The following is a 967-nucleotide window of genomic DNA, read 5'->3' on the forward strand; positions in this document are numbered from 1 at the left end:
TTCATAAACATACTAAAGATGAGAATTATTAACTTCGCGAGTACATTGTTCGCTACAATGGGATTTGCCCAGAGCGGAAGTGTAGGAATCAACACGTCCACACCGGACCCCAGTGCTATTCTGCACATTGAGAACTTCAGTGGAACCCCAGCTACAGCTACAGCCACCATTTCGGGAGGTGCTGTTATCGGGATTACCATCAACAACGGAGGAAGCGGCTATACTTCGGTACCAACAATTAATTTTTATGGAGGAGGATCTGTGGTGAATGGAGGTTCAAAAGCCCGTGCTACAGCAGTCATTTCCAACGGTCAGCTAACAGGTATAACGATTAACAACGGAGGTAGTGGCTATACTACAGCTCCTACAGTAACTGTTTCCGGAGGTAATAAAGGAGTATTATTCCCCAACCTGAATATTGCTAACCTAACCAGTACGACAAGTCCTGTTGTCTCGCCTGCCAATGGACTTATTGGATTCAATGGAGGAACTAACAGTAACAACAAAGCTCTTCATTTTTTTAATAGCACGACCAATTCATGGCAAAGCACAATTGATGCACAAAACACTCCCAAGGTTGCCTATCTTGATTTTACCGGATCACTATCGGCTCTTGACAATGCGATAGCAGGTGCCAGCACTCAGCTTATAGTTAATAATCCTGCCGTTTCGGGGGTATCAAATATCAGTGGATTTAAAGTTCTTCCGAACACTTCCGGAGGATATTCCCTGATTCTTCCACAGGGAAAATATCTGGTAGAGGTTAACCTGAATTTAAATTCACCTCAGGAAAGTCCATCCGGACAGGGAGGTACAGCACCTCTTTCCGGGAGTACTTATTATCTGATGGGATATTTTATAGATTTCATCAACGATACCTATAATAATACAACGAATACCTTTACCGGAGGAGGTGCTACAAGGAAAGAAGTTCCTATTGTTTCTAAAGTCAACACCAATCATCTTG

The 967-nt window shown here is 43.0% G+C and carries 1 protein-coding gene; it reads left to right on the forward strand.

Annotated elements, in window-relative coordinates; translation table 11 throughout:
• Positions 1–57: 57 nt before the first annotated feature.
• Positions 58–967: phage tail-like protein (locus GB932_RS21885; protein WP_156758905.1), on the forward strand; the 910-nt coding region annotated here is incomplete at its 3' end.

The sequence above is a fragment of the Microbacterium karelineae genome, from assembly GCF_009745985.1.
Classification (GTDB): Bacteria; Actinomycetota; Actinomycetes; order Actinomycetales; family Microbacteriaceae; genus Microbacterium; species Microbacterium karelineae.